Source organism: Paenibacillus sp. FSL H8-0175 (assembly GCF_045040615.1).
Lineage (GTDB): Bacteria > Bacillota > Bacilli > Paenibacillales > Paenibacillaceae > Paenibacillus_AQ > Paenibacillus_AQ odorifer.
In genome coordinates this window covers 997,132-1,017,233 of sequence record NZ_CP150299.1, presented here as the reverse complement: position 1 = coordinate 1,017,233, position 20,102 = coordinate 997,132, and the positions used below count along the sequence as shown (strand labels likewise).

At 47.4% G+C, this 20,102-nt stretch carries 12 protein-coding genes, 15 tRNA genes and 3 rRNA genes; 8 read left to right on the top strand and 22 right to left on the bottom strand.

Annotated features, from left to right (window positions below; translation table 11 throughout):
* Nucleotides 1–510: 510 nt before the first annotated feature.
* From bglX to MHH46_RS04405, 4 genes are all read left to right on the top strand, one after another.
* The gene (gene bglX / locus MHH46_RS04420; RefSeq protein WP_076130669.1) at nucleotides 511–2,670 is read left to right on the top strand and encodes a beta-glucosidase BglX; all 2,160 of its coding nucleotides are present in this window, start codon (nucleotides 511–513) and stop codon (nucleotides 2,668–2,670) included.
* Nucleotides 2,671–2,786: 116 nt separating this feature from the next.
* Nucleotides 2,787–3,740 carry a metallophosphoesterase family protein gene (locus MHH46_RS04415; RefSeq protein WP_076130670.1) on the top strand — a complete coding sequence of 318 codons (954 nt, stop codon included), beginning with the start codon at nucleotides 2,787–2,789 and terminating at the stop codon, nucleotides 3,738–3,740.
* A gap of 176 nt (nucleotides 3,741–3,916) precedes the next feature.
* A complete protein-coding gene (locus MHH46_RS04410; RefSeq protein ID WP_076194373.1) occupies nucleotides 3,917–4,669 on the top strand; it encodes a 3'-5' exonuclease in 753 nt (250 codons plus the stop codon).
* Nucleotides 4,670–4,855: 186 nt separating this feature from the next.
* Nucleotides 4,856–5,608, top strand: coding sequence for a MerR family transcriptional regulator (locus tag MHH46_RS04405; protein WP_076187440.1), 753 nt, complete (start codon nucleotides 4,856–4,858; stop codon nucleotides 5,606–5,608).
* 84 nt (nucleotides 5,609–5,692) lie between these two features.
* Here MHH46_RS04405 and aroD read toward each other — a convergent pair whose 3' ends face one another.
* Both aroD and rbsK read right to left on the bottom strand, forming a co-directional pair.
* A complete protein-coding gene (gene aroD, locus MHH46_RS04400) occupies nucleotides 5,693–6,457 on the bottom strand; it encodes a type I 3-dehydroquinate dehydratase (RefSeq protein ID WP_076130672.1) in 765 nt (254 codons plus the stop codon).
* Nucleotides 6,458–6,518: 61 nt separating this feature from the next.
* Nucleotides 6,519–7,448 (bottom strand): ribokinase, encoded by a 930-nt coding sequence (gene rbsK, locus MHH46_RS04395; protein WP_217696554.1) that lies wholly within the window; start codon nucleotides 7,446–7,448, stop codon nucleotides 6,519–6,521.
* A gap of 256 nt (nucleotides 7,449–7,704) precedes the next feature.
* Here rbsK and glgP point away from each other — a divergent pair, with 256 nt between their 5' ends.
* On the top strand, nucleotides 7,705–9,321 hold the full coding sequence (gene glgP, locus MHH46_RS04390; protein WP_076130674.1) for an alpha-glucan family phosphorylase: 1,617 nt from the start codon (nucleotides 7,705–7,707) through the stop codon (nucleotides 9,319–9,321).
* Nucleotides 9,322–9,583: 262 nt separating this feature from the next.
* The gene (gene katA / locus MHH46_RS04385; protein WP_076130675.1) at nucleotides 9,584–11,041 is read left to right on the top strand and encodes a catalase KatA; all 1,458 of its coding nucleotides are present in this window, start codon (nucleotides 9,584–9,586) and stop codon (nucleotides 11,039–11,041) included.
* 151 nt (nucleotides 11,042–11,192) lie between these two features.
* Here the strand turns inward: katA and MHH46_RS04380 are convergent, their stop codons facing one another.
* The gene (locus MHH46_RS04380) at nucleotides 11,193–11,387 is read right to left on the bottom strand and encodes a sporulation protein Cse60 (protein WP_036686883.1); all 195 of its coding nucleotides are present in this window, start codon (nucleotides 11,385–11,387) and stop codon (nucleotides 11,193–11,195) included.
* Nucleotides 11,388–11,783: 396 nt separating this feature from the next.
* On the opposite strand from MHH46_RS04380, the gene MHH46_RS04375 reads away from it, so the two are divergent.
* A complete protein-coding gene (locus MHH46_RS04375; protein ID WP_076130676.1) occupies nucleotides 11,784–12,239 on the top strand; it encodes a GreA/GreB family elongation factor in 456 nt (151 codons plus the stop codon).
* Nucleotides 12,240–12,308: 69 nt separating this feature from the next.
* On the opposite strand, the gene MHH46_RS04370 is transcribed toward MHH46_RS04375, so the two are convergent.
* From MHH46_RS04370 to MHH46_RS04280, 19 genes are all read right to left on the bottom strand, one after another.
* Nucleotides 12,309–12,773, bottom strand: coding sequence for a YdeI/OmpD-associated family protein (locus MHH46_RS04370; RefSeq protein ID WP_076130677.1), 465 nt, complete (start codon nucleotides 12,771–12,773; stop codon nucleotides 12,309–12,311).
* Nucleotides 12,774–12,874: 101 nt separating this feature from the next.
* Nucleotides 12,875–12,945, bottom strand: a tRNA-Gly gene (locus tag MHH46_RS04365).
* 12 nt (nucleotides 12,946–12,957) lie between these two features.
* A tRNA-Pro gene (locus MHH46_RS04360) sits at nucleotides 12,958–13,031 on the bottom strand.
* A gap of 32 nt (nucleotides 13,032–13,063) precedes the next feature.
* Nucleotides 13,064–13,140: transfer RNA gene (locus tag MHH46_RS04355), tRNA-Arg, on the bottom strand.
* Between the two features lie 10 nt (nucleotides 13,141–13,150).
* Nucleotides 13,151–13,225: transfer RNA gene (locus MHH46_RS04350), tRNA-Gly, on the bottom strand.
* Nucleotides 13,226–13,232: 7 nt separating this feature from the next.
* Nucleotides 13,233–13,317, bottom strand: a tRNA-Leu gene (locus MHH46_RS04345).
* A gap of 15 nt (nucleotides 13,318–13,332) precedes the next feature.
* Nucleotides 13,333–13,408, bottom strand: a tRNA-Lys gene (locus MHH46_RS04340).
* Between the two features lie 7 nt (nucleotides 13,409–13,415).
* A tRNA-Gln gene (locus MHH46_RS04335) sits at nucleotides 13,416–13,490 on the bottom strand.
* A 16-nt stretch (nucleotides 13,491–13,506) separates the two neighbouring features.
* Nucleotides 13,507–13,584: transfer RNA gene (locus tag MHH46_RS04330), tRNA-Asp, on the bottom strand.
* 25 nt (nucleotides 13,585–13,609) lie between these two features.
* Nucleotides 13,610–13,686, bottom strand: a tRNA-Met gene (locus MHH46_RS04325).
* Between the two features lie 71 nt (nucleotides 13,687–13,757).
* Nucleotides 13,758–13,834, bottom strand: a tRNA-Met gene (locus MHH46_RS04320).
* A gap of 14 nt (nucleotides 13,835–13,848) precedes the next feature.
* Nucleotides 13,849–13,924 (bottom strand) — tRNA-Val (locus MHH46_RS04315).
* A 6-nt stretch (nucleotides 13,925–13,930) separates the two neighbouring features.
* Nucleotides 13,931–14,002: transfer RNA gene (locus MHH46_RS04310), tRNA-Glu, on the bottom strand.
* A 15-nt stretch (nucleotides 14,003–14,017) separates the two neighbouring features.
* A tRNA-Ser gene (locus MHH46_RS04305) sits at nucleotides 14,018–14,110 on the bottom strand.
* A 5-nt stretch (nucleotides 14,111–14,115) separates the two neighbouring features.
* Nucleotides 14,116–14,191: transfer RNA gene (locus MHH46_RS04300), tRNA-Asn, on the bottom strand.
* Between the two features lie 3 nt (nucleotides 14,192–14,194).
* A tRNA-Ile gene (locus MHH46_RS04295) sits at nucleotides 14,195–14,271 on the bottom strand.
* 57 nt (nucleotides 14,272–14,328) lie between these two features.
* Nucleotides 14,329–14,445: ribosomal RNA gene (rrf, locus tag MHH46_RS04290) — 5S ribosomal RNA — on the bottom strand.
* A gap of 145 nt (nucleotides 14,446–14,590) precedes the next feature.
* Nucleotides 14,591–17,517, bottom strand: a 23S ribosomal RNA gene (locus MHH46_RS04285).
* A 263-nt stretch (nucleotides 17,518–17,780) separates the two neighbouring features.
* Nucleotides 17,781–19,338, bottom strand: a 16S ribosomal RNA gene (locus tag MHH46_RS04280).
* The 16S, 23S and 5S rRNA genes sit together here with 15 tRNA genes alongside, the layout of an rRNA operon.
* 472 nt (nucleotides 19,339–19,810) lie before the next feature.
* Here MHH46_RS04280 and MHH46_RS04275 point away from each other — a divergent pair.
* Entirely contained in the window at nucleotides 19,811–20,098 is a 288-nt protein-coding gene (locus MHH46_RS04275; protein ID WP_076130108.1) for a hypothetical protein, read from the top strand.
* Nucleotides 20,099–20,102 lie beyond the last annotated feature (4 nt).

Below are 20,102 nucleotides of genomic sequence, written 5' to 3'. Positions count from 1 at the left end.
TCTGTAAAACTCTCTGTGTGAGAAGCATACTCCCAAAATGTATGCGCTGTCAATTCATTTTATTTTTGAATTATAAGTACTAAAGTTACATATTTCACGTAAAAAAATATAAATTAGCTGTTTTTCTAAAGGCGATTGACTTTTTTTGGTGTTCAGACTAATATCGAGGTGTATCGTTTGTGGAAACGTTTTTATTCTTTTCTTTCATAGACATGTCAGTCTCCATATGTAACATCTTAATGATGCAATCCTCTTCTAATTTAATTCATGTCTCATCCTGTATCCGAAGAGAGAAATGCTATGATTTTCACAACAATTGAACCTGATTATAGCTCAGGCCCATTCCGCATCTCGGAGCTGTGTGCCAGGAGAGTTAACGGTTCACTCCCATCCTTATCGCCTATCTAACGTAAGTTTTGCCAATATAATCATGCTTACGCTGCCTGGCGGGGAACTACACATCTATTTAACAAACTAACTTTCAATGCGCTCACGAGGAAGGAGTTAACCATGACTAAAACGTTTATCCAAGATCTTGTGAACGATATGACCCTGGACGAAAAGCTGGCCCAATTAACCCAGCTAGGTCCTCACTATTGGGGTTTGGACGATACCGTGGATTTAACCGGACCATTTAAGGAACTGAACATTAAGCCGCAGGTAATGGAGAGCATCGGAAGTGTTCTGAACGGTATTGGAGCCCGGAATGTAATCGAGCAACAGACCCGACATTTGCAAACCAGCCGACAAAAGATTCCTCTGCTCTTCATGGCGGATGTCATTCACGGCTACCGGACCATCCTCCCGATTCCGCTGGCCATGGGCAGCAGCTTTGACCTTGAAGCCTGTGAAAGGTTTGCTGAAATCGCCGCCAAGGAGAGTGCGGCTGCCGGCATTCACGTCACCTTCTCGCCCATGACTGATCTCGTACGCGACCCGCGCTGGGGACGTGTCATGGAGACATCTGGTGAGGATCCCTATCTGAATGCCCGTGTCACCGAAAGTATGGTGCGGGGTTATCAGGGCAAGGACCTAAAAGAAAAAGGACGCATCGCCGCCTGTGTGAAGCACTTCGCTGGTTATGGTGCTCCCGAAGGCGGACGGGAATACAACACGGTGGATATGTCTTCCGGCGTATTGCGTGAGTTCTACCTGCCAGCCTATAAGGCTGCCGTAGATGCTGGTGTGGCCATGGTGATGGCCGCATTTAATACCATTGACCGTATCCCGGCAAGTGGTAATTCCGAGCTTCTTCGCGGGATTTTACGGGAAGAATGGGGCTTCAACGGCGTTACCATCGCCGATTTCAATTCCGTTAATGAGCTGATTCCCCATGGCGCCGCGATAGATGGCCGTGAGGCAGCCGAGAAAAGTCTGGCTGCTGGGCTGGATATTGAGATGATGTCCACTCACTATCTAAACCACGGCGCTGCTCTGGTCGAGGAAGGAAAGCTTGATATCGCCTTGATCGATGAAGCTGTTATCCGGGTGCTTGAGCTCAAGGACGCGCTTGGCTTGTTCGATAATCCATTTAAGGATGCAGATCCGCTGGTGGATGAGGCTCCGAAACCTATCGCGGAGCATCTGCAGGCCGCACGGGAGCTTGGAGCTAGCTCAGTTGTACTGCTCAAAAACGACAATGATGCTTTGCCCCTTAAACGTGGCATGAAGATTGGTCTGGCTGGTCCTTTCGCCACCTCCATTCATGTGCTGGGCGGTTGGGCCGGGACAGAAAAAGATCCGGCTGTATCACTCTACACCGGCATTTCGCAAAAAACATCTGCCGAAAATATTTTTACGGCCATGACTGGTGAGCTGGGAAGCATGCTTGAGGGTGTTTTTGATGTGAAGGATGAAATTGAAGACGCCTACCAGGCGCTGAAGGATTGTGATGTAATTCTCGCCGCTGTCGGTGAGAACCAGCAGGATACCGGGGAAGGCGGAAGCAAATCCAATCTCCGCCTATCAGCCAATCAGGAGAAGCTGATCTGCCGTCTGAAGGATACCGGAAAAAAGGTCGTCACCATTGTATTCAGCGGCAGACCACTGGAGCTGAAACCCGTTCTTGATGCCAGCGACGCTCTGCTGCAGGCTTGGTTTCTGGGTACAGAGTCAGGAAATTCGCTGGCCGATGTGCTGTTCGGAGATTATAATCCTTCCGGACGTTTATCGATGAGCTTCCCCTACTCGGTTGGGCAAATTCCTGTCTATTACAATGCTTATCAAACGGGACGTCCTTATGATCCTATGTATCCTAATGTGCGTTACGTGACCCGTTATCTGGACTGCCCGAATGACCCGCTGTTCTGTTTTGGTTATGGCCTGAGCTATTCCAAGTTTGCTTACAACAGCTTCAATGTTGAAGCTGCGGATCGGGTGGTTGCCTCCATTGAAGTAGAGAATACTTCGGACATCGCCGGCAAGGAAACCATTCAGCTCTACATCCACGACGTCAGCGCAAGTGTCGTGCGCCCGGTCAAGGAACTGAAAGGCTTCCAGCAGATTACACTCGCACCGCATGAGAAACAGGTGGTTTCCTTCGAAATTACCAGAGAAATGTTAATGTTCTACGGAAAAGACGATCAGTTGGTCTTCGAGCCTGGGGAATATGATATTATGATCGGTAGAAACTCTGGAGATCATTGCACTCAGCGGATCTGGATCGGCTGACCTGCGTATAGCTATGCTTCTAACGACGTCAGCCCTTATTGCCCTCTTGGCGCAATGAGGGGTTGGCGCCTCCACAGCTTGCTATTCAATATTCGATAGTAAGGGAGATTATTCTAATGAGACACAGTTTATCATTTCAGCAAGATGGCACTTTTAAAATCGTACAATTTACCGATCTGCACTGGATGGATGGAAGAGCTGAGGATCAGCTTACCGAGGCACTGATGGAACGCATTCTGGATGCGGAACAACCTGATCTTGTGGTTTTCACGGGAGATCTTATTTACACGGGTCCTGTATCACCGGGAAACAAGGCATGCGAGCACCCCGCACAAGCTTTTCGTGAGGCTGTCGCTGCCGTGGAGAGATCCGGCATCCCTTGGACCTTTGTATTTGGCAACCATGACACAGAAACTCTGATTTCAAAGAGTGAACTGATGCAAATTGCCCTGGAACATCCCCACTGCCTGACCGAAGCCGGTCCAGAAGAGCTGGAAGGCTCGGGCAATTACACTCTTGAAATTAAAGATCAGGAAGACCACTCGGCTGCTATTTTGTATTTTCTGGACTCTGGCGGCTACTCCGAGTATGAGGATATCCCGGGCTACAATTGGATTGGGCGGAATCAGATCAACTGGCTGACGGCTGAATCTGCGCGGCTGAATCCGAAGACTGCTGAGAACAGGCTGCCTGCCTTGGCTTTCTTCCATATTCCAATTCCCGAATATCGGGATGTCTGGTCTACACAAGTCTGTCATGGGCATAAGTTTGAGCGTGTATGCTCACCTGAGGTGAACTCGGGCTTATTCTCAGCTTTGCTGGAAATGGGTGATGTGCTTGGCACCTTCTGCGGACATGACCATATCAACGATTTTAGCGGCAGCCTGTATGGCATACGTCTTTCTTATGGCCGTGCTACCGGCTACAATACTTATGGAAAAGAAGGCTTTATGCGGGGAGCACGCGTCATCGAACTGGTCAAAGGCACTCAAGACTTCAATACCTGGCTTCGTCTTGATGACGGATCCGTTATAAATGAACAGCCGATTCAGGACATTAATCTTTTATAGGATTAAATTTTAATAGTGATTAAATGAACCAGTGCGCAGATGTTACGCTGGTTCATTTTTTTGTGCAAATATTAGCTTGTCTCCATATTCCCCATTACATCACTTTTTTTGTTAAAATAGAGAAGTCGACGTATTAAGCACTACAGCGTCAGTCATGGAAACGGAGGCAAGTACCTGTGGATTATATTATTCTGGACATCGAATTCAACGGCCGTAAGTTTGCCAGCGAGCACCCTATGGAGGTCATTGAGATTGGAGCCGTCCGGTTAGACTCTTCACTGCAGTATAAGGATGAATTTTCTTCCTTGATCAAACCTATATATTTCTCCACCCTGAATTCCTTTATTAAGAAAAAAACGGGTATCCCTCAAGAGGAAATCGATATTGCCGCTCGCTTCCCCAAAGTCATCACTGCTTTTAGAGAGTGGCTTGATCTAAGCACAGACGGAGTTCTGCTGCTTACCTGGGGTGGCGAAGACATGAAGCGAATCATTCAGGATGTGCGCATGCACAAGATGGACGAATCCTACTGGATGTCCGCTACGTATTTCGATTTGCTCAAAGGAGTTCTTCGTGCGCGTGGTCTTAGCAATGATGTCAGCGTGGAAAGCGCGATGGCATTGTTTGAGCTTGAGCCTACTGGATCTGCACACCGGGCGCTGGATGATGCACAGATGACATCAGAGATCTTCCGCGCCGTGTTTAAGGATCTGGATTTTGAGCGTTCACAGCATTACGTAGATACCTTCTCCAATGCCAAAGAACGCAAAACAGTTAAGGTAGCCATAAAGGCTATGACCTCACAAAAAATTGTACCTACCTGGGACCTTGTCGTTGAACACTACTTCTCAGACCAAGCAACCCTTGCGGACCCTCGTAAGCTGGAGGAATTGCACAATTATTTCACAGCACAAATGGGTCATAAATAAATTCAAGCAGCAGCAAAGCTCAACATAGCTCAACATTATAGACTTATTCATAGCAGCGGCAGACTTCCCCATGATCATTCAGAGGGTAGCTGTCGCTGTTTTGGATATGCTAAAAAAACCATTTGACCTTCACGTTACGTAAAGGTGTACATTTGGTTTGTAGGAGGTGATACTACGGAATACACAGTGCAGAAGCTCGCAGAGTTAGCTGGAATCAGCACACGGACCCTGCGCTACTACGATGAGTTTGGCATTCTTAAGCCGGCGAGAATCAACTCTTCGGGGTATCGTATCTATGGCCGTACCGAAGTAGATCTACTACAGCAAATTTTATTTTATCGGGAGCTTGGCTTAAGTCTGGAACGTATCAAGGCTATTATGACAGAGCCCTCATTCGACGGAGCCAAAGCGCTGCGGGAGCATCATGACAAGCTACTGGAAAAAAGACAGCAATTAGATCTATTAATCGCTAACGTCGAAAAGACGCTGGCTCAAAAAGAAGGGAGAATTACCATGAGTGATACTGAAAAATTCGAAGGCTTTAAACAAAAGCTGGTAGATGACAACGAAAAGAAATATGGCCAAGAAATAAGGGAGAAATACGGAGATGACACCATTAATCAATCCAACCAAAAGCTTAAAGGAATGACAGAAGATCAATATGCCGCTATACAACAGCTTGAGGAAGAGATGTTCGAAACACTCTTGCAAGCAATGGAGCATGGAGATCCTGCCAGTGTATTAGCGCAAAAAAGTGCAGACCTACACCGTGAGTGGCTCTCCTTCTACTGGAATTCCTATTCCAAAGAAGCTCATGCTGGTGTTGCACAATTGTATGTTGATGATGAACGTTTTACCGAATACTATGACAAACGCCGCCCTGGACTCGCTGCGTTTCTAAGAGATGCCGTACATGTATATACGGGAAAAAATGCGTAAGCGCACGAACAATATTTTAAAATAGAAAAAGGCATCCGGATACTCCGGATGCCTTTTTTTTGAGGCAATAGCAATCAGCAGAAATCACAGACTGCGGTGCAGCAGCGACAATGTATTCCGAAGCTCAGCGACAGCTACCTGGCCAGGTGCAGAAGGTTTATGTGCAGCTCCGAAGGTAAGCGCTGAACCAAAAACTTCACCTGCCAAACGGCTGATCACCCCGGCTCCCGCCATAGACATCGTTATAATCGGACGGTCTGCATATTTTTCCTTCATGATGTGTGTAGCTTCCAGCAAAGTTAGCACATCGCCTGCATCTTGGGGCATAACGGCAATTTTGGGCAAATCCCCGCCAAGCTCCTGCGCCTTGCATAACCGTGAGATGATCTCCTCTTTAGGAGGTGTACCCTGAAAATCATGATTTGAAATAATGACAGACACGTTATGAGCATGAGCAGCTTCGACCAGTAGCTTTACATCCTGCTCATCATTAAATAGTTCAACATCTATTATATCTACTAGACCGCTCTCGGCAGCAGCTTTATTCAGTGCTGTGTAATATTCCGTGCTGACTTGCTTCTCTCCGCCTTCTTTTGCACTCCGAAAAGTAAAAATCAGCGGCAGATCTGGAATCACAGAACAGATTTCGCTTAGTGCGTTCTTTACAGCTGCAACGTCTTCCACTTCAGCAAAAAAATCCGTCCGCCACTCCACCAAATCAGGTTGCAGTACTTTCAGCGCTTCCGCTTCCTGCTTCAGCTCAGACAAGGTCGCTCCAATTAGCGGAACACATATCTTAGGGATTCCTTCGCCGATGATCACATTTTTAACGGTTACTGTTCTGCTCATTATTTAAGCTCCTTATCCTATCTCATCTAGTATAGATCTTGAATATCCTGTACTGTCTATTCTACAGCGATTTACGTTTTAGAAACTGCTCGACCTCGGACAACTGCGGCAATGAAGGGATCGCCCCTTCTTTCCCTACAGCCAATGCACCTACAGCATTAGCGAAGCTCACGGCTTCCTCCAAGGTCTTCCCTAAGACCAGCTGTTGGGCTAATGCGCCATTAAATGAGTCACCGGCAGCAACTGTATCTACCACCTTTACCGGGAAGCCTGGAACAGCCTTGGCACCTTCAGCATTCACAATCAGGGCACCTTTTGAACCCAAGGTTACAATTACGTTCTGTACTCCTTTTTGCAGCAAAATACGGGCTGCCTGCTCAGCAGTCTCTGCGCTATCCACAGTCATTCCGGACAAAATCCCGGCTTCCGTCTCATTAGGTGTCAGGTAAGATACCTGAGCCAGCATCTCATCCTTTAGCACTCTAGCTGGTGCAGGATTAAGGATGGCCGGAATCCCCTTACGATGGGCAATCGCAATCGCCTGCTCACTCATCGCCAGATCCATTTCAAGCTGCAGCACAATGATCTTAGCCTGGCTAATCACAGCCTCCAATGCCTGAATATCCTCTACCGTAAGCTCAATATTCGCTCCAGGTACCACGATAATCCGATTTTCTCCATCTTCTTCAATAACGATTGAGGCGACTCCTGTTGCCTCATGTTCACTTACAGAAATATGCTCTATATGAATGCCTTCATTCCTGATAATCTCCAGCATTTCGCTACCAAAGGTATCTTTTCCAACTCTTCCGATCATACTAACCTCTGCACCCAGACGTGCTGCGGCAACGGCCTGATTTGCCCCTTTTCCGCCAGGAGATAGAGCAAAGGCTTGTCCAATCAGGGTTTCTCCTGCATTTGGTGACCGGTTTGTACGTACCACCATATCCATATTCAAGCTTCCAATCACAACTATATCCAACTTAGACACCACCATTAATTATTTCTTCAATCTCTTTATCTTAGGGGCTTCTGTCCACTTTATCAATCAATTCCGCTCCATTGGATTCAAAATGGTTGTTTTCACCAAATTGACGTTATGCTTTTATTCATCGAGTGTGCTAGAATAGTGGTGCAATCGCTTCCACAATGATTGCCTGCACTATTTTGAGCAAACGTTTGCACCTAAGATAATGCCCGCAGCTTCACTGCAATTTAATCTAATCCGTGATTAGGAGGCTTATCAAGTGAACGAACAAAAATTACCGTCAGTCGCTTATTTTAGTATGGAGTACGGGCTGCATTCCGATTTCAAAATGTATGCCGGAGGTCTGGGCATTCTTGCCGGAGACTACATCAAGGGTGCAAAAGATATCAACGCCCCTATCATCCCTATTGGGCTGAAGTGGAAACAAGGTTACACGGACCAAAAGATTGATGCCAATGGCAATCCGTACGACTCCTATCACAATTATGTTTATGAGTTTCTTGAAGATACAGGGGTTAAGGTAACTGTTAAAGTCCGAAAAACCGATGTGGTATGCAAAGTATGGAAAACTGATTATTTTGGCAACAGCACATTGTATTTACTGGATACGGATATTCCCGAGAATAATGATGCCTGGATCACAGGCCAATTGTACGGCTGGTTCGGCGAAGAACGGATCGCACAAGAGATCGTGCTTGGGATTGGTGGAGTCAAAGCTATGCGTGCGTTGCAAATCCCTATTGATGTCTATCACTTCAATGAGGGTCATGCGGCTCTAGCGGCTATCGAGCTAATCCGTGAAAAAATGTCCGGAGGCCATACCTTCGAAGAAGCGTGGAAAGCCACTCGCGAAGAAGTCGTATTCACTACCCACACACCAATCAAAGAAGGCAACGAAACCCATCCTCTCGACCGACTTGAGTATATGAGTGCGTTCAACGGCTTAACCCGTGACCAGATGGAGCGGATCGGCGGCGAGCCATTTAATATGACGGTTGCAGGTCTAAGACTATCACGTATTTCCAACGCAGTAGCCCAGCTACACGCCGATACGGCTAATAAAATGTGGAAGGAAGTAGCCGGAAGATCAGAAATTATAGGCATTACTAATGCCATCCATACTCCTACCTGGGTAGATGATAGAATGACGCAAGCCTACGAACAGGATGGAGACTTATGGGCAGTGCATAAAGAGATCAAGGGCGAACTGATCCAGTTCATCAAAGAACGTTCCGGCATTAGCTTAAATGCTGACAATTTACTCATCGGCTTCTCACGCAGAGCAGCTCCATATAAACGAAGCGACCTGATCTTCTCGCAGCCAGAAATTATCGAACCTTATCTGGAGTCTGGAAAGATACAAATTGTATTCTCCGGCAAAGCGCACCCACTCGATGATAACGGTAAAAAAATCGTCAGTAACCTAGTAGCGATGATGAAAAAGTATCCAAAGAGTGTTGTGTTCCTCGAGAATTACGATATGACGATTGGCGCCCAGCTGACGCGCGGTGCTGATATTTGGCTCAACAATCCACGCAGACCATTGGAAGCCAGCGGCACCTCCGGGATGAAAGCAGCTATGAACGGTGTATTGAACTGTTCTATTCTGGATGGCTGGTGGCCGGAAGCCTGCATCGATGGTGAGAATGGCTGGCAGATTGGAGACGGCTTCGAAACTACAGACTTTGAGGTGCTGGATAAGCATGATAGTGATGCACTGTACGACACCTTATTGAAACGTGTGCTCCCAACCTTTTACGAGAATCGTGAACAGTGGGTACAAATGATGAAAAAGAGTATCGAAACCACCCGTACGGAGTTTGCCACCAAAAGAATGTTAGATGAATATTACAACAGAATGTACATTAAAGCCTAAGTACAAGAACCGAATATCTTCTATATCAAAAAATGCAGCGCACCCCTTCAGTGATGGTAGGGATGCGCTGTTTCTTTTTTAATTCTGCTAAGTAATTAATCACTTTGTCTATCATATATATCTGAATGTGCCAACGATGTATTGACGATTACCACATATTGTAATGAGTCAATTATTTAAAAAGTGTTGCAATTTCTCTAAAAAACATTAATATAGAACTTATACTAAATCTAAAATCAAATCTCATGAGGTGATTCTATTAATGAGCTCCAATAATAATAATCTTACAACCAGCTGGGGTGCTCCAGTAGGCGACAATCAGAATTCAATGACAGCCGGTGACCGCGGTCCCACTTTACTGCAAGATGTCCATTTGCTTGAGAAATTAGCCCACTTTAACAGAGAACGTGTTCCTGAACGTGTCGTTCATGCTAAAGGTGCTGGCGCTCACGGGTATTTTGAAGTTACAAAAGATCTAACCCAATACACAAAAGCTAACTTTTTGTCTGAAGTAGGCAAACGTACACCGTTGTTCATTCGTTTTTCTACTGTAGCTGGTGAATTAGGTTCTGCTGATACCGTACGTGACCCTCGTGGATTTGCCGTGAAGTTCTATACTGAAGAAGGAAACTATGATCTCGTAGGTAACAATACGCCTGTATTCTTCGTTCGTGATGCGATTAAATTCCCGGACTTTATTCATACACAGAAACGTGATCCACAGACACATCTGAAGAACCCGAATGCTGTATGGGACTTCTGGTCTTTATCGCCTGAATCTTTGCATCAGGTAACGATTTTGATGTCGGATCGCGGAATTCCAGCTACACTGAGACATATGCATGGGTTCGGTAGCCATACCTTCAAGTGGGTAAATGCCGAGGGCAATGCAGTCTGGGTGAAATACCATTTCAAAACAGAACAAGGCATTAAGAATCTAGATGCAGACCTTGCTGCCAAAATCGCTGGGGAAAACCCGGATTATCATACAGAGGACTTGTTTAATGCTATTGATAAAGGAGATTTCCCTGCTTGGAAGCTCTACGTGCAAATTATGCCAATCGAGGATGCGAAGACTTACCGTTTTGATCCATTTGATGTAACAAAGGTCTGGTCGCAAAAAGATTATCCGTTAATCGAGGTTGGCCGTATGGTATTGGATCGCAATCCGGAGAACTACTTCGCTGAAGTAGAACAAGTTACATTCTCCCCCGGCTCTTTCGTTCCTGGTATTGAAGCTTCGCCGGATAAATTGCTACAAGGCCGTCTGTTCGCTTATGGTGATGCACACCGTCACCGGGTTGGTCCCAACCATAACAGTTTACCTATCAACCGTCCAAAAGTAGAAGTGAAGAACTATCAACGTGATGGTGGTATGGCCTTGGGCAACAATGGCGGTTCCGGTGCCTATTACGAGCCTAACAGCTTAGGAGGACCTAAAGAATCACCGCAGCATAAAACATCGCCGTTCGAAGTCTCTGGTTATGCGGATAGTGTCTCCTACAATAGTGACGATCACTATACACAACCAGGTGACTTGTACCGTCTAATGTCTGAAGAAGAACGTACCCGTCTAGTTCAAAATATCGTTGGCGCTATGACTCCTGTTAAAAGTAACGATATCAAACGTCTCCAGATTGAGCATTTCTTTAAAGCTGATCCAGACTTGGGACAGCGTATCGCATCCGGTTTGGGTTTATCTGTACCAGACGGAATGTAAGATTGTAAATGCACTTATAAACTAAAGAGGACCTTTGCCCGTAGATGGGAAAGGTCCTCTTTTTGCTAATTAGCTGAAAACATAATAAATGATGACAATCACAACGCCCAGCGTGGAGACAATGGATAGACATGAAAAAAACGTGTTCCAGTTATTGCCTTTCATTTGTCTTATACACGACCAGTATAGTGGTTCTTTGGTGCTCTGCCCCATCACGTGATGATTTAACTACCGAACCGTAACAGATATTCACAATCTGTTCCTCCCGTAGTCCTGCCAGGAACTCATTAGCTTTATTCTCTGCATAAGAATTGTCAGCATCTACAAACTCTTTAACTTGAATCATCCTGATCTCCTCCTTTAATAAATTAAGTAGTTATTTTATAGTTCTGGAATCTATATGTGAACTCAACGAAATGTACATGGCGTATCACTCCCCAGGTAACAATTAATGTAAAAATATCTTCAAAATACAGTATAGGCATTTCGCAGTTTTCTACGAAATGCCTATGCATCAGCCTATCATAGCACCCAAGTATGTAATAGTCAAAGGTTTTCATTACAATATTTAGAAGGTTTTAATTCCCCTTTTAAAATGGATTGGATTTACAAATAGAAGCTGGTATACTGATCAGAAGGTCTCCATTGGGGGACCTCTATTTGTATAGGAGGGATTTTAAGATGGCAACACACCATAACAGGTTTACAAGGAATGTGCTACTTAGAGGGGGTGAAATCTACTATGAACCATAGTCTTATCTATGAAGGCTCACGGACACAGCTGCTTCAGCAGCTTATCTATTTTGATGAGGAAAAAATCGCATTTCTAAATCAGTACTTTCCGGTACGGAGCAAAGATAGAAGCAACGCTGAAACGCTGTTATCCCGTTATTGCTCCGAGCTGGAACAATTACTAACTGAGTTCAATGGTGAAGATTTAAATTCACAGGTCTTTATCGGAAGTCAGCTGCAGCTTCGTTACTTGGACGATAATACTACAGATATCTATACCATCGTATTTCCTAACCAAGCAGAACCTAACAATAACAAGATTTCTATGTTGTCACCTATAGGCATGCAGCTGCTGCTGGCTGAGCTCGGCAGTACTTGTCAGCTAGCGATTCCTTCAGGTCAACTAGAGGTGAAGATCGAAAGCATTAAGTTCGTGAATAATGGTGAAGTAGGCGTTCTTATATAAGGACGATCCCTTATATACCCGCTACAGCAGCGTCCCTTTCCAGATATTAAGGAGGAGGACGCTGTTCTATTATTTAAGCCTCAAACCTTCTTCCAGCTTATTAACTGACTTCTGGATCCTTGCTGCTCTGGTTTCCGGTCTTTTCGCCCCTTCGATCCAGCTCACATATTCCTTCCGATAGGAATAAGCCAAGCTGTTATAATACACCTCTGCCTGCTCATTGCTGCTTAGTGCGTCCAGAAAATCTTCTGGAGCTTCTATCTCTCGCAATTGATGATCTTGTTCCATTGTCACCCGTACTATATCTCCAGGTTGAGCATGGGCTAAGTCTCGCAGTTCTTTTTTCACGACCATAAAATGTTTCCCATTACCATGCGGCATGAGTGTTCCTTTATAGGGAATGTCATTCAGGCTTCCTTTAACTTGTATCCTTGATTTAGTTTCATATATTTGTTCAGCGTCAAAAGGAACCGTAAGATATGTCCAACTCCCATTCGTATCTGGTCTGACTAACCTTGCTTCAAATTCAAACATTGGCCCCTCCTCAAATAAAATCTCTAGTTCCTATTGTATCCATACGTGCTTAACTATACAAAAAAACACCCGCCTAATACCGGCAGGTGTTTCTCTTTATAAGCGGGTGATGGGAATCGAACCCACGCTATCAGCTTGGAAGGCTGAAGTTCTACCATTGAACTACACCCGCAAAGGTATAAAATCGGGATGACACGATTTGAACATGCGACCCCCTGGTCCCAAACCAGGTGCTCTACCAAGCTGAGCTACATCCCGTTAACAATACTATAACTGCTTAGTAATAAAAATGGCGCGCCCTGAGAGATTCGAACTCCCGGCCTTTTGATTCGTAGTCAAACGCTCTATCCAGCTGAGCTAAGGGCGCAAAATCTATATGGAGCGGACGACGGGAATCGAACCCGCGACCCTCGCCTTGGCAAGGCGATGCTCTACCGCTGAGCCACGTCCGCAAAAACATGGTGCGCGTGAAGGGACTCGAACCCCCACGTCGTGAAACGCCAGATCCTAAGTCTGGTGCGTCTGCCAATTCCGCCACACGCGCACACTTTAAAGAAAATGGTGAGCCATGAAGGACTCGAACCTTCGACACCCTGATTAAAAGTCAGGTGCTCTACCAACTGAGCTAATGGCTCTCATAAATGGCTGGGGATATAGGATTTGAACCTATGCATGACGGAGTCAAAGTCCGTTGCCTTACCGCTTGGCTAATCCCCAATAATAATTAACTAAATGGCGGAACCGACGGGATTCGAACCCGCGATCTCCTGCGTGACAGGCAGGCATGTTAGGCCAACTACACCACGGTTCCATAGACATAATGCATAAGTGTAAATTGGTTGCGGGGGCAGGATTTGAACCTGCGGCCTTCGGGTTATGAGCCCGACGAGCTACCGGGCTGCTCCACCCCGCGTCATTAATTAGTATATACTATTCATTTTCACCATACCAGCTTATCCCTAAACATAATGTATAAGAGTAAATTGGTTGCGGGGGCAGGACTTGAACCTGCGACCTTCGGGTTATGAGCCCGACGAGCTACCGGGCTGCTCCACCCCGCGTCAGTGAAAAAAAATGGTGGAGGCTGAGGGGATCGAACCCCCGACCCTCTGCTTGTAAGGCAGATGCTCTCCCAGCTGAGCTAAGCCTCCATGATATGACCCGTATGGGATTCGAACCCATGTTACCTCCGTGAAAGGGAGGTGTCTTAACCCCTTGACCAACGGGCCATGCTAATAATTTTATGGCGGAGAGAGAGGGATTCGAACCCTCGAGACGCTTGTGGCGCCTACACGATTTCCAATCGTGCTCCTTCGGCCAAACTCGGACACCTCTCCATAAATGGCTCCCCGAACAGGACTCGAACCTGTGACAACTCGATTAACAGTCGAGTGCTCTACCAACTGAGCTATCAGGGAATATGGTGGGCCTTAGTGGACTCGAACCACCGACCTCACCCTTATCAGGGGTGCGCTCTAACCAGCTGAGCTAAAGGCCCTTCTAAGACATATTAATATTAAGGGCAAAAAAAATACCACGGGTAATGTGGTTGTCCGCTTGGCGGCGTCCTACTCTCCCAGGACCCTTCGGTCCAAGTACCATCGGCGCTGGAGGGCTTAACGGTCGTGTTCGGGATGGGTACGTGTGGAACCCCTCCGCTATCGCCACCAAACGGGCATTTACAGCGTAAATGCTCAGGCTTAATCGCCTGAAAACTGAATCCGAATTGAATTTGCGTCGCCCGTCATCTCTTCGGGGCCCCCGGAAAGTATTCGGAATTAGCTTCGCAGCCTTTTCTTCACTTTTTGGGGTATTTTTAGGATAAGCCCTCGACCGATTAGTATTGGTCAGCTCCATGCATTGCTGCACTTCCACCTCCAACCTATCTACCTCGTCGTCTTCAAGGGGTCTTACTAATTGGGAAATCTCATCTTGAGGGGGGCTTCACGCTTAGATGCTTTCAGCGCTTATCCCGTCCGTACGTAGCTACCCAGCCATGCTCCTGGCGGAACAACTGGTGCACCAGCGGTACGTCCATCCCGGTCCTCTCGTACTAAGGACAGCTCCTCTCAAATTTCCTGCGCCCACGACAGATAGGGACCGAACTGTCTCACGACGTTCTGAACCCAGCTCGCGTACCGCTTTAATGGGCGAACAGCCCAACCCTTGGGACCTACTTCAGCCCCAGGATGCGATGAGCCGACATCGAGGTGCCAAACCTCCCCGTCGATGTGGACTCTTGGGGGAGATAAGCCTGTTATCCCCAGGGTAGCTTTTATCCGTTGAGCGATGGCCCTTCCATGCGGTACCACCGGATCACTAAGTCCGACTTTCGTCCCTGCTCGACTTGTAGGTCTCGCAGTCAAGCTCCCTTATGCCTTTGCACTCTGCGAATGATTTCCAACCATTCTGAGGGAACCTTGGAACGCCTCCGTTACTCTTTAGGAGGCGACCGCCCCAGTCAAACTGCCCGCCTGACACGGTCCCCGTACCCGGTAAGGGTACTAGGTTAGAACCTAGATACGATCAGGGTGGTATCCCAACGGCGCCTCCACCGAAGCTTGCGCTCCGATTTCTACGGCTCCCACCTATCCTGTACAGATCGTACCCAAATTCAATATCAAGCTGCAGTAAAGCTCCATGGGGTCTTTCCGTCTTGTCGCGGGTAACCTGCATCTTCACAGGTATTAAAATTTCACCGGATCTCTCGTTGAGACAGCGCCCAAGTCGTTACGCCATTCGTGCGGGTCAGAATTTACCTGACAAGGAATTTCGCTACCTTAGGACCGTTATAGTTACGGCCGCCGTTTACTGGGGCTTCGGTTCATAGCTTCGGGTTACCCCTAACCACTCCCCTTAACCTTCCAGCACCGGGCAGGCGTCAGCCCGTATACTTCGCCTTGCGGCTTCGCACAGACCTGTGTTTTTGCTAAACAGTCGCTTGGGCCTTTTCACTGCGGCCCCCTCGTGCTATTCACACTACCGGGGCACCCCTTCTCCCGAAGTTACGGGGTCATTTTGCCGAGTTCCTTAACGAGAGTTCTTCCGCGCGCCTTAGAATTCTCTTCTCGCCTACCTGTGTCGGTTTGCGGTACGGGCACCTTCTCCTGGCTAGAGGCTTTTCTTGGCAGTGTGAGATCATGACCTTCGCTACTATAATTTTCGCTCCCCATCACAGCCCAGCCTTAATGATGTGCGGATTTGCCTACACATCAGCCTCACTGCTTAGACGGACATCCATCAGTCCGCGTCACTACCCTCCTGCGTCACCCCATCGCTCATAGCGGATTACGGTGGTACAGTAATTTCAAACTGTTGTCCTTCGACTACGCCTTTCGGCCTCGCCTTAGGTCCCGACTTACCCTGAGCGGACGAGCCTTCCTCAGGAAACCTTGGGCTTTCGGCGGATCAGATTCTCACTGATCTTTTCGTTACTCATACCGGCATTCTCACTTGTGTAGTGTCCAGCGCTCTTTTCAGTACACCTTCAACCCCTACACAACGCTCCCCTACCCCAGATACATACGTATCTAGCCATAGCTTCGGTGGTGTGTTTAGCCCCGTTACATTTTCGGCGCAGAGTCACTCGACCAGTGAGCTATTACGCACTCTTTCAATGGTGGCTGCTTCTAAGCCAACATCCTGGTTGTCTGTGCAACTCCACATCCTTTCCCACTTAACACACACTTGGGGACCTTAGCTGATGGTCTGGGCTGTTTCCCTTTTGACAATGGATCTTAGCACTCACTGTCTGACTCCCGGCAATAAGTATATGGCATTCGGAGTTTGACTGAGCTTGGTAATCCTTGCGGACCCCGCACCCAATCAGTGCTCTACCTCCACTACTCTTATACCGAGGCTAGCCCTAAAGCTATTTCGGGGAGAACCAGCTATCTCCGAGTTCGATTGGAATTTCTCCGCTACCCCCACCTCATCCCCGCACTTTTCAACGTACGTGGGTTCGGGCCTCCAGTGCGTGTTACCGCACCTTCACCCTGGACAGGGGTAGATCACACGGTTTCGGGTCTACGTCCACATACTCAATCGCCCTATTCAGACTCGCTTTCGCTGCGGCTCCACCTTCTCGGCTTAACCTTGCATGTTAAACGTAACTCGCCGGTTCATTCTACAAAAGGCACGCCATCACCCATAGATCGGGCTCTGACTTTTTGTAAGCACACGGTTTCAGGTTCTATTTCACTCCCCTTCCGGGGTGCTTTTCACCTTTCCCTCACGGTACTGTTTCACTATCGGTCGCCAGGTAGTATTTAGCCTTAGCAGATGGTCCTGCTGGATTCATACGGGGTTTCACGTGCCCCGCACTACTCGGGATCCGTCTCGGAGAGAATACAGTTTAGGTTACAGGGCTTTTACCTCTATCGCGGGCCTTTCCAGACCTCTTCACCTACCATATTCCTTTGTAACTCCATGTGAGACGTCCCACAACCCCTAAGAGCAAGCTCTTAGGTTTAGGCTGTTCCGCGTTCGCTCGCCGCTACTGACGGAATCACTATTGTTTTCTCTTCCTCAGGGTACTTAGATGTTTCAGTTCCCCTGGTCTGCCTCTACATTTCCTATGTATTCAGAAATGAGTAACTGCGAATTACCACAGCTGGGTTTCCCCATTCGGACACCCCCGGATCAAAGCTTGCTTACAGCTCCCCGAGGCAGTTTCGTTGTTCGCCACGTCCTTCGTCGGCTCCTGGCGCCTAGGCATCCTCCGTGTGCTCTTATTAGCTTAACCTTGATTCTTCCGCAGGAAAATATCATACGATGACATTCTCTTTGGAATCATCTCACTAATAACATTTACTTGTTTGCACAAGTTGCTAAAAGATGTTCTAAAACGCAAATTCGTTTCGGTATCCAGTTTTCAAGGATCAAGTCTTACTTGAGAGCTTAAACTCTCAAAACTGAGCAACGAGTGAGTAACAGGCCTAAACCTGAGATTGTGGAAGTTAAACTTCCGATTTGAATGTTCTCATTGCAGAGAACGATTCTCCATAGAAAGGAGGTGATCCAGCCGCACCTTCCGATACGGCTACCTTGTTACGACTTCACCCCAATCATCTACCCCACCTTCGGCGGCTGGCTCCCTTGCGGGTTACCCCACCGACTTCGGGTGTTGTAAACTCTCGTGGTGTGACGGGCGGTGTGTACAAGACCCGGGAACGTATTCACCGCGGCATGCTGATCCGCGATTACTAGCAATTCCGACTTCATGCAGGCGAGTTGCAGCCTGCAATCCGAACTGAGACCGGCTTTGATGGGATTGGCTCCACCTCGCGGCTTCGCTTCCCGTTGTACCGGCCATTGTAGTACGTGTGTAGCCCAGGTCATAAGGGGCATGATGATTTGACGTCATCCCCACCTTCCTCCGGTTTGTCACCGGCAGTCACTCTAGAGTGCCCAACATTACTTGCTGGCAACTAAAGTTAAGGGTTGCGCTCGTTGCGGGACTTAACCCAACATCTCACGACACGAGCTGACGACAACCATGCACCACCTGTCTCCTCTGTCCCGAAGGCCGCTGCTATCTCTAGCAGATTCAGAGGGATGTCAAGACCTGGTAAGGTTCTTCGCGTTGCTTCGAATTAAACCACATACTCCACTGCTTGTGCGGGTCCCCGTCAATTCCTTTGAGTTTCAGTCTTGCGACCGTACTCCCCAGGCGGAGTGCTTACTGTGTTAACTTCGGCACCAAGGGTATCGAAACCCCTAACACCTAGCACTCATCGTTTACGGCGTGGACTACCAGGGTATCTAATCCTGTTTGCTCCCCACGCTTTCGCGCCTCAGCGTCAGTTACAGCCCAGAAAGTCGCCTTCGCCACTGGTGTTCCTCCACATATCTACGCATTTCACCGCTACACGTGGAATTCCACTTTCCTCTTCTGTACTCAAGCCACCCAGTTTCCAGTGCGACCTCAGGTTGAGCCCAAGGTTTAAACACCAGACTTAAATAGCCGCCTGCGCGCGCTTTACGCCCAATAATTCCGGACAACGCTTGCCCCCTACGTATTACCGCGGCTGCTGGCACGTAGTTAGCCGGGGCTTTCTTCTCAGGTACCGTCACTCCGGTAGCAGTTACTCTACCGGACGTTCTTCCCTGGCAACAGAGCTTTACGATCCGAAAACCTTCATCACTCACGCGGCGTTGCTCCGTCAGGCTTTCGCCCATTGCGGAAGATTCCCTACTGCTGCCTCCCGTAGGAGTCTGGGCCGTGTCTCAGTCCCAGTGTGGCCGTTCACCCTCTCAGGTCGGCTACGCATCGTCGCCTTGGTGGGCCGTTACCCCACCAACTAGCTAATGCGCCGCAGGCCCATCCCTCAGTGACAGATTGCTCCGTCTTTCATTCTTCTCTCAGGAGAAAAAAGAAATTATCCGGTATTAGCTACCGTTTCCGGTAGTTATCCCAGTCTGAAGGGCAGGTTGCCTACGTGTTACTCACCCGTCCGCCGCTAAGTTATTTTGAAAGCAAGCTTTCAAAATAACTCCGCTCGACTTGCATGTATTAGGCACGCCGCCAGCGTTCGTCCTGAGCCAGGATCAAACTCTCCAATTAGTATTGAAAAGAGCGATATGCTCATTTTGAAACATCTGACGAGAAAATTAATTCTCTAATTTGGATTTCACTTACGTGATTTCCTACTCACTCGTTGTTCAGTTTTCAAAGATCAAGTTCTCGTTGGCGCCGTTTAATGTCTCAGCAGCAACTCTTATACTATATCATGTTCGGCTATTTAATGTCAAGCTCTTTTTTCAACTTCTTTTTCGAGCTCGGCATGTGTACTTCTTGGCCGGACTTAGAATATATCATGTATAGAGATTCATTGCAAGCTTTATTTTAAAAAAACTAAACACATACTTCTCCGCAATTGTATCGCAACCGTATTCCCCTTTTCCGCGTCTATCTATTTAACATCAGAGCCCCTTCATACATAGGTATCAATTCCATTATTTTTTGGCAAAGAGGTGATTCATATAAAGACCTTGCATGATCTCTAGCTTCCCTCTAAAAGGAGGTTGGAGAATCAATGAGCAGAAGTGTGAAAAAGCAACCCGTGTGCAGCGACCAACAGAAAGATGGTTCATCATGGGATAAAAAACAAGCCAATAAAGCCGTCCGCCGTTACCCTGGCGACATCCCTAAAGGGAAATGGTATCAGAAACTGTATAACAGCTGGAACATTTGCGACTACAGCTTTTACCAAACTAAACAGCAGGCGATTCATGAATGGGAAACAAACAATTGGATCCAGATGAGATTCCCCTCCCGCCAAGAGGCCATTCAAGATTGGCACAAGTCTTATAGAAGAAAGTAAATCA

Excerpts from the sequence above, each read along its gene's own strand:
- MHH46_RS04275 (WP_076130108.1), top strand. The coding sequence starts at position 19,811 with ATGAGCAGAAGTGTGAAAAAGCAACCCGTGTGCAGCGACCAACAGAAA.
- aroD (WP_076130672.1), bottom strand. The coding sequence starts at position 6,457 with ATGAGCAGAACAGTAACCGTTAAAAATGTGATCATCGGCGAAGGAATC.
- MHH46_RS04415 (WP_076130670.1), top strand. The coding sequence starts at position 2,787 with ATGAGACACAGTTTATCATTTCAGCAAGATGGCACTTTTAAAATCGTA.
- MHH46_RS04380 (WP_036686883.1), bottom strand. The coding sequence starts at position 11,387 with ATGATTCAAGTTAAAGAGTTTGTAGATGCTGACAATTCTTATGCAGAG.
- MHH46_RS04370 (WP_076130677.1), bottom strand. The coding sequence starts at position 12,773 with ATGTTTGAATTTGAAGCAAGGTTAGTCAGACCAGATACGAATGGGAGT.
- bglX (WP_076130669.1), top strand. The coding sequence starts at position 511 with ATGACTAAAACGTTTATCCAAGATCTTGTGAACGATATGACCCTGGAC.
- MHH46_RS04375 (WP_076130676.1), top strand. The coding sequence starts at position 11,784 with ATGAACCATAGTCTTATCTATGAAGGCTCACGGACACAGCTGCTTCAG.
- katA (WP_076130675.1), top strand. The coding sequence starts at position 9,584 with ATGAGCTCCAATAATAATAATCTTACAACCAGCTGGGGTGCTCCAGTA.